This is a genomic window from Pseudomonas frederiksbergensis (genome assembly GCF_003732665.1).
GTDB classification, from domain to species: domain Bacteria; phylum Pseudomonadota; class Gammaproteobacteria; order Pseudomonadales; family Pseudomonadaceae; genus Aquipseudomonas; species Aquipseudomonas frederiksbergensis_G.
In genome coordinates this window covers 1-260 of sequence record NZ_MOBP01000230.1, presented here as the reverse complement: position 1 = coordinate 260, position 260 = coordinate 1, and the positions used below count along the sequence as shown (strand labels likewise).

The 260-nt window shown below is 57.3% G+C and carries 1 protein-coding gene; it reads left to right on the top strand.

All coding sequences use genetic code 11. From position 1 onward, the window contains the following. Positions 1-31 precede the first annotated feature (31 nt). The coding region (locus BK665_RS33955; protein WP_221179286.1) for a hypothetical protein at positions 32-260 on the top strand (229 nt) is incomplete at its 3' end.

Below are 260 nucleotides of genomic sequence, written 5' to 3'. Positions count from 1 at the left end.
AGTGGTGGTAAGCGACCTCAAGCTCAGAGACATGAACGAAGCCGATCGCCATGCGGTCGGCTTTGTCGGTTTTGCTGCCTGGCGTGCGGGTGACGCCTTTGACGCCTCCTATCTCGATTCCTATGTCGTCGAGCGGGTGAGGGGCGAATTCGAAAGCTTCGCCAAGTCTCCGACCGGTGATGTCGTCGTGGCCGAAATTGACGGTGTTGTTGTTGGCTGGGGCGCTTGCGATGCGAAGCCCCATCATATTTCCGATCTTT